The following is a 7,246-nucleotide window of genomic DNA, read 5'->3' as shown; positions in this document are numbered from 1 at the left end:
ACCCTCCTTTATAAAAGGAGGGAATTCCTCATCTTTTAAAAGATGAGGAGCACTGTCCTGTAAGAGGGGGGAAGATTATTTATTTCAACAACGGCTTCAAGAACTTCGCCGTATGTGAAACCTTCGATTTCACTACCTGTTCAGGTGTACCTTCGGCAATAATCATACCGCCACCGGCACCACCTTCAGGGCCAAGGTCAATCACCCAGTCGGCCGTTTTAATTACATCCAGATTATGCTCAATCACCACAATGGTATTACCCTTATCACGCAGCTGATGCAGAATATCCAGCAGCTTGGCAATATCATGGAAATGCAGACCTGTGGTCGGTTCATCCAGGACATATAAGGTTTTACCTGTATCCCGTTTTGCAAGCTCACGTGCTAGTTTCACACGTTGTGCTTCACCACCAGACAAAGTCGTTGCAGACTGACCCAAACGGATATAACCCAATCCAACTTGAGTCAAAGTTTCCAAACGACGGTGAATCACTGGAATGGCGTCAAAGAAATGCATCGCATCTTCAACGGTCATCTCTAACACGTCGGAAATGTTTTTACCTTTATAGCCAACTTCCAACGTTTCACGGTTATAGCGTTTGCCATGACAGGCATCACACGGCACATACATATCCGGCAAGAAATGCATGGCGACCTTGATCATGCCATCACCTTCACAGGCTTCACAGCGACCGCCTTTCACGTTAAACGAGAAACGGCCTGCGGCATAACCACGGGCTTTGGCTTCCGGGGTTTGGGCGAATAATTCACGAATCGGGGTGAACAGTCCGGTATAGGTCGCAGGGTTAGAACGTGGCGTACGTCCAATCGGGCTTTGGTCAATATCCACGACTTTATCGAGGAATTGCAGACCATCAATCGAATCAAACTTTTCAGCGGTTAAAGTAGTCGCACCATTCAATTGCGTTGCGGCAAGCGGTAACAGGGTACGGTTAATCAAGGTTGATTTACCTGAACCCGATACACCGGTGACACAAGTCATCACCCCTAGAGGAATGGTTAAATCGACATTCTGCAAGTTGTGACCGGCAGCACCCATCAGCTTGATTTGCTCTTCCGGTTTCGGTGGCTCAACACGTTTTTTCGGCACTTCAATTTTTAACTTGCCTGAAAGATATTGACCGGTCAGCGAGTTTTCATTGGCTGCCAGCTCATCATAAGTCCCTTCGGCAATTACATATCCACCATGCACGCCTGCACCCGGACCAATATCAATAATATGGTCAGCGGCACGAATCGCATCTTCATCATGCTCGACCACGAGTACGGTATTGCCCAAATCACGTAAGCGAACCAGGGTTTCAAGCAAACGATCGTTATCGCGTTGATGCAGGCCGATTGAGGGTTCATCCAGCACGTACATCACACCCATCAGACCGGCACCAATTTGTGAAGCCAGACGGATCCGCTGTGCTTCACCGCCTGAAAGGGTTTCGGCAGAGCGCGATAGACTTAAGTAGTTCAAACCCACTGAAACCAGAAAGTGCAGACGTTCACGAATTTCCTTGAAAATTTTATCGGCAATTTCGCCTTTGGCACCTTCAAGGTTTAAATCCTGATAGTAACTTTCGGCATCGCCAATCGACATTTTGGTAATTTGTGCGATGGTCTTGTCTTTGACCCGAACGTTCCGCGAGATTTCATTCAGACGTGAACCGCCACAGGCATCACAGGCTGCATTGGAAAGATACTGGGCCAAATCATCACGGACATAATTCGATTCCGTTTCACGGTAACGACGTTCCAGATGCGGCAAGATGCCTTCAAAAGGCATGACACGATTATGTTTGCGGCCACGTTCATCGATATAACTTAAATCGACTTTTTCTTTACCGGTACCATACAGAAATTTCTTTTTGGTATCGGCATCCAGTTCATTCCACGGCGTATCTAAAGAAAAGCCAAAATGTGCTGCGACTTTTTCAATCATGCTGTAGTAATAGGGGCGTTGACGGTCCCAACCACGAATTGCACCCTGGCTGATGGAAACTTCATTATTTGGAATCAGTTTGTCTGCACTAAAATGACTACGCGTACCCAAGCCATCACATACCGGGCAGGCACCAAATGGATTGTTGAATGAGAACAGGCGCGGTTCCAGTTCCGCTACAGCACGGTCGCATTCAGGACATGAGTGCTTGGCAGAAAATACACGATCCGCCTGTTCGTCTTTCATCCACGATAAAATCGCGATGTCACCGCCTAGGCGCAGTGCGGTTTCAAAAGATTCAGCAATCCGGTTACCCAAATCATCACGGACTTTAAAACGGTCGACCACCACTTCAATGGTATGTTTTTTCTTTTTGTCCAGTTCCGGTGGAGTGTCAATTTCAACAATTTCACCATCCACACGCGCACGGACAAAACCCTGACTCTGCAGTTGTTCAAACAGATGAGTGTATTCACCTTTACGCTCACGTACCACAGGGGCAAGCAGCATTAAAGCGGTACCTTCTTCTAAGCCCTTAACCGCATCCACCATTTCTGAAATGGTTTGTGCCACCATCGGCAGGTCATGTTCAGGGCAATACGGTGTCCCGACACGGGCATATAAAAGACGTAAATAGTCGTAAATTTCGGTGATTGTTCCCACAGTTGAACGCGGGTTATGGCTGGTAGATTTCTGTTCAATTGCAATTGCCGGGCTTAAACCTTCAATAGAATCGACTTCTGGTTTTTCCATTTGCGAAAGGAACTGGCGTGCATAAGCAGACAGTGATTCCACATAACGGCGCTGACCTTCAGCATATAACGTGTCAAATGCTAAGGAAGATTTACCAGAGCCTGAGAGTCCCGTAATGACCACGAACTTGTCGCGTGGAATATCGAGTGACACATTTTTTAAGTTATGGGTACGTGCGCCTCGAATACGGATATGACTTTGACTCATAAAACATCTCGGTAATTGCAGATTGAAGGTTATATATGATAGCGATTTAATTTTGTTCAAGTTGAATAAAATCATTTTTTAACGACATATTGTGTCGCTAAATCAATTTACTTAAAGTTTAGAAGACTGTAGCGAGCTTTTCGGAAAGGGACAAGTCTAAATCATTTACTTTTAATGTGAATCATGTTTAAGAATGTATCGCTAAAAAAGAAAACTCATCGCACAATAGCAGGAAAATAAAAAGGGAATTAAAACAATGATCGCCAAGATTTTAATCACACTGATTGCGTTACTGCATGTTTATTTCCTGGTGCTTGAAATGTTCCTGTGGGATAAACCCATGGGCATGAAAGCCTTTGGCAATAATGCAGAAAAGGCAAAACTCACCAAAGTTCTAGCGCAAAATCAGGGGCTCTATAATGGTTTCTTGGCAGCCGGGTTAATCTGGTCGCTATTTGCACCGGATACCTATGCTATGGCACTGGCCAACTTCTTTTTAGGCTGTGTTTTGGTTGCCGGGATTTATGGTGGTATCACCGCCAGTAAAAAGATTATTTATATTCAGGCTGTACCGGCTTTGATTGCCTTGATTGTGATGAATTTAATGTAAGAAAAAGATAGTTTGCGGCGTAGACTATGCGATTCAATCAATTGATCTGTTCGGATGGATAGGGATGCTGGCTTTATTTTTAAAATGTAGTTTAGGGGCAGCCGTTGTTTTAATTATTTCTATCCTTTCCAGGAGTAAAGCTTTTTATATTGCCGGTCTGGTGCCGCTTTTTCCGACATTTGCCCTGATTGCGCATGTGATTGTGTCTCAGCAGCAGGGTGCAGAAGCTTTGCGTAAAACGGCATTATTTGGTTTATGGTCTTTAATTCCATATTTCATTTATTTGTTGTTGGTTTATATGCTGGCCACCAAAATGTCGATGTGGTCATGCCTAGGTATAGCAACGCTTTGCTGGATTGTGGCTGCGGCGGGACTGATTTATGGCTGGCAGATGTTTCAGCAGTAATGATTTAATAAACAAAAATTAAAGCATCAAAAATATTTGCTATCGTGGAAGAGCCATTCGCAACTGTTCGAGGTATAAGGTGTATACACCGCAAGATTTAATAAATAATGTTTCTGCGAAAAATTTTATATTTTTCGGTAATCGACGAGTTTTGCGAATGGCAAATGCCTTTGGTTACTTTGGGCGAAACCAAAGTAACGAATGAGCTGTTTCAATTTATGTTATAGCTGTAAGACTCCGCCGAAAAGAAATAGGTATTTTGGATTAATCATCCAAACCTAACCACTGTCTTTGATCATAAGCACTATCCCAGAACAGCCATTCCAGTTTAGCCGCTGTAGTATAAGCGTGATGCATTTTCTCTAAAGTATCGGCATCACAGCGTGCTGCGACTCGATCTACCGTGGCAATGACCTGACTGACGGCCTGATTAAATTCTTCACCGGCATAGGTATTAATCCAGGCCTGATAAGGATTATTTTCAATCGAATTGTCTACAATGGCTTTACCGACTTCAGCATAAATCCAGAAACACGGCAGTAAAGCAGCCAATATCACCGGATAGCTTTCAGACCAGGCTGTTGCAGTTAAAAATGAAGTGTAATGATGGCAAGCCAAAGTCAGTGCTGTGGTTCTAAATTCTTCTTTGCTAATCTCAAATGCTTGCATAAAATCATCATGCAGGCTGCGTTCCACCACAATGGCAATCTTGGCGGCATCGGCAAACTGAATCACCTCTTCAGCAGTAAAGGCTTTGGCTGCACAAACCGCAAGGGCACGACCATAGGCCAGTAAATAATGTGCATCCTGAATCACATAATGACTAAAAACGTCTTTGCTTAAAGTACCTTGTGCAAGTTCCTGATTAAATGGCAGGGCTAAAGTTTTTTGATATAAAGCTAAATTTTGCTGCCATACATCTTGAGAAAAGCTCATGTCATCATCCTGTCGATATTAAAAAGAAGAATTTACAGAAGGCGGGACTATAACAAGAGTTTTCGGGTGAAGATATCCAGCGGCGAAAATAGTGTATTTATCTTCAAAAAAATCATACGAAGAACTTTGGCTTAATAGTAAAAAGCCGTCATAATTGTGCGCATAAAATCTTAAGCGCTCTTGTTAAGTTTTACCGAATTCACCCGATATAAATATCTATCTATAGGTCGATCTATCATGATGAAACATTTTGGTTTCTCAATCATTTTTACGATCGTGTGTCTGGCTATATCTGCATACTGGGGCTTTACGCATGGCCCGGAAGCAGGTTTAAAGACCATGTTCACGGCATTGACCATTACTGCCATTCTCGCAGTGATGGAAGTGTCACTTTCTTTCGACAATGCCGTGGTTAATGCTTCGGTACTGCGTGGCTGGGATCATTTCTGGAAAATGATTTTCTTAACCGTCGGTATCATCATTGCTGTATTTGGTATGCGTCTGGTATTCCCGATTGTCATTGTTGCCGTGACCGCGGACATGGGCATGTTCGAAGTTGTGAAAATGGCCTTGAATGATCCGATCAGCTACTCCGAAAAGTTAATGGCGCATCATGCTGAAATTGCAGCATTTGGTGGCGCATTCCTGCTGCTGGTGTTCCTGAATTTCTTCCTGGACAGCGAAAAAGATACTCACTGGTTTAGATGGCTGGAAGCACGTTTATCCAATCTGGCTAACGTTCCTGCCATGTCGGTATTTCTGGCTTTAATTGGCTTGCTGATCATGGCAGCCAATGTAGAAGAAGCTGCACGTTTAGCCGTGACCATGGCCGGAATCTGGGGGATTGTGGTCTACGTTGGGGTTCAGGTGTTGAGCCACTTGTTAGGCGGTGAACCTGAAATTGATGAACAGGGCAATGCTGTGGCACATGATGCCAGTGGTGCATCTACAGGTGTGATTAAAGCCGGTTTTGGTGGTTTCATTTACCTTGAAGTACTGGATGCATCCTTCAGTTTTGATGGGGTGATTGGTGCTTTTGCCATTACTTCGGATGTAGTCATCATTATGCTCGGTCTGGCGATTGGTGCCATGTTCGTGCGTTCAATGACTATTTATCTGGTGGAAAAAGGGACATTGGATGCTTACATTTACCTTGAGCACGGCGCGCATTATGCCATTGGTGCCTTAGCCTTCATTATGCTGGCCAGTGGTACGGGTGTACATATACCGGAAGTAGTGACAGGTTTAATTGGTGTGGCCTTTATTGTCTGGGCAATTATTGCTTCCATTCAATATAGCAAGCGTCAAGAACGGATCGGTTAATGGTTTTTTAAGAAAAACGGTTACAATAGGGGCGCATGAAAATGTGCCCTTTTTTATGATGGCTGGTCCTTGAATAAATCAGCATCCAGAACATGAATGTTGTAGGATAGCCCATCGAAATTAAACTTATAAACCTAAGCTTATTGATATGATGAATGCTTTAGAACGCCGTTCAACCTTTGCCTTAAGCAGTATTTTTGCCCTGCGTATGTTGGGTTTGTTCATGATTATTCCTGTATTTTCTGTGGCAGGGCAGTCATATCAAGGGGCAACACCTGCGCTGATTGGTTTGGCGGTAGGGATATATGGTTTAACCCAAGCCATTTTGCAAATTCCTTTTAGCCTGCTGGCAGACCGTTTTAGCCGTAAGCCCTTGGTCATTTTAGGCTTGTTGCTGTTTGCACTCGGTGGTGCAATTGCGGCGATGTCCGAGACCATTTATGGCGTCATCATTGGCCGTGCGATTGCTGGTGGCGGTGCGGTTTCTGCAGTAGTCATGGCATTACTGGCCGATGTCACCCGTGAAGAGCAGCGCAGTAAAGCCATGGCGGTAATGGGGATGAGCATTGGCGTATCCTTTATGGTCGCCTTTAGTCTGGGGCCGTGGCTCACCAGTCTGGTCGGCATTTCCGGACTGTTCTGGGTAACGACGCTGATGGGTCTGGCGGCAATTTCCATGTTATTACTGGTGCCTAAAGTCACCCGTCATCATAAAAACTATCAGCAAGGTTATCTCGCACAACTGCAACAGGTACTGAAAATGGGCGATTTAAACCGCCTGCATGTTTCGGTATTTGCGCTGCATTTGTTGCTCACCGCGATGTTTATTTATATGCCATCGCAACTGATAAAGTTTGCTGATATTCCCTTGTCCAGTCATGGTCTGGTGTATTTACCCTTGCTGGTGATTAGCCTGTTTTTTGCTTTTCCCAGCATTATATTGGCGGAAAAATATCGCAAAATGCGCGGCATTTTCCTGACTGCCATTGGCGGAATTATTCTGGGTTTACTGGTGCTGATTTTTGGCTATGAATCCAAATATATCTTACTGGCAGGTTTG

6 protein-coding genes are annotated in these 7,246 nt (G+C 44.4%); 4 read left to right on the top strand and 2 right to left on the bottom strand.

The genetic code is table 11. The features are described 5' to 3' along the window. Window positions 1-79: 79 nt before the first annotated feature. Window positions 80-2,911, bottom strand: coding sequence for an excinuclease ABC subunit UvrA (gene uvrA, locus B2Y23_RS00215; RefSeq protein WP_291368332.1), 2,832 nt, complete (start codon window positions 2,909-2,911; stop codon window positions 80-82). A gap of 256 nt (window positions 2,912-3,167) precedes the next feature. On the opposite strand from uvrA, the gene B2Y23_RS00210 reads away from it, so the two are divergent. After that, complete coding sequence (locus B2Y23_RS00210) at window positions 3,168-3,521, top strand: DUF1304 domain-containing protein (protein ID WP_291368330.1); 354 nt, start codon at window positions 3,168-3,170, stop codon at window positions 3,519-3,521. Window positions 3,522-3,585: 64 nt separating this feature from the next. Beyond that, on the top strand, window positions 3,586-3,927 hold the full coding sequence (locus tag B2Y23_RS00205) for a GlpM family protein (protein WP_291368328.1): 342 nt from the start codon (window positions 3,586-3,588) through the stop codon (window positions 3,925-3,927). A 264-nt stretch (window positions 3,928-4,191) separates the two neighbouring features. Here the strand turns inward: B2Y23_RS00205 and tenA are convergent, their stop codons facing one another. Then, window positions 4,192-4,863, bottom strand: coding sequence for a thiaminase II (gene tenA, locus B2Y23_RS00200; RefSeq protein ID WP_291368326.1), 672 nt, complete (start codon window positions 4,861-4,863; stop codon window positions 4,192-4,194). Between the two features lie 237 nt (window positions 4,864-5,100). Between tenA and B2Y23_RS00195 the strand changes: the two genes are divergently transcribed. Both B2Y23_RS00195 and B2Y23_RS00190 read left to right on the top strand, forming a co-directional pair. Further along, on the top strand, window positions 5,101-6,186 hold the full coding sequence (locus B2Y23_RS00195) for a DUF475 domain-containing protein (protein WP_291368324.1): 1,086 nt from the start codon (window positions 5,101-5,103) through the stop codon (window positions 6,184-6,186). Between the two features lie 148 nt (window positions 6,187-6,334). Further along, on the top strand, window positions 6,335-7,246 hold a 912-nt coding region (locus tag B2Y23_RS00190), incomplete at its 3' end, for an MFS transporter (RefSeq protein ID WP_291368322.1).

Source organism: Acinetobacter sp. UBA5934 (assembly GCF_002430855.1).
Taxonomy (GTDB): Bacteria; Pseudomonadota; Gammaproteobacteria; order Pseudomonadales; family Moraxellaceae; genus Acinetobacter.
Note: the sequence above shows the minus strand (reverse complement) of the source record. Positions and strands in the feature narration are given on the sequence as shown.

Excerpts from the sequence above, each read along its gene's own strand:
- uvrA (WP_291368332.1), bottom strand. The coding sequence starts at position 2,911 with ATGAGTCAAAGTCATATCCGTATTCGAGGCGCACGTACCCATAACTTA.
- B2Y23_RS00210 (WP_291368330.1), top strand. The coding sequence starts at position 3,168 with ATGATCGCCAAGATTTTAATCACACTGATTGCGTTACTGCATGTTTAT.
- B2Y23_RS00205 (WP_291368328.1), top strand. The coding sequence starts at position 3,586 with ATGCTGGCTTTATTTTTAAAATGTAGTTTAGGGGCAGCCGTTGTTTTA.
- tenA (WP_291368326.1), bottom strand. The coding sequence starts at position 4,863 with ATGAGCTTTTCTCAAGATGTATGGCAGCAAAATTTAGCTTTATATCAA.
- B2Y23_RS00195 (WP_291368324.1), top strand. The coding sequence starts at position 5,101 with ATGATGAAACATTTTGGTTTCTCAATCATTTTTACGATCGTGTGTCTG.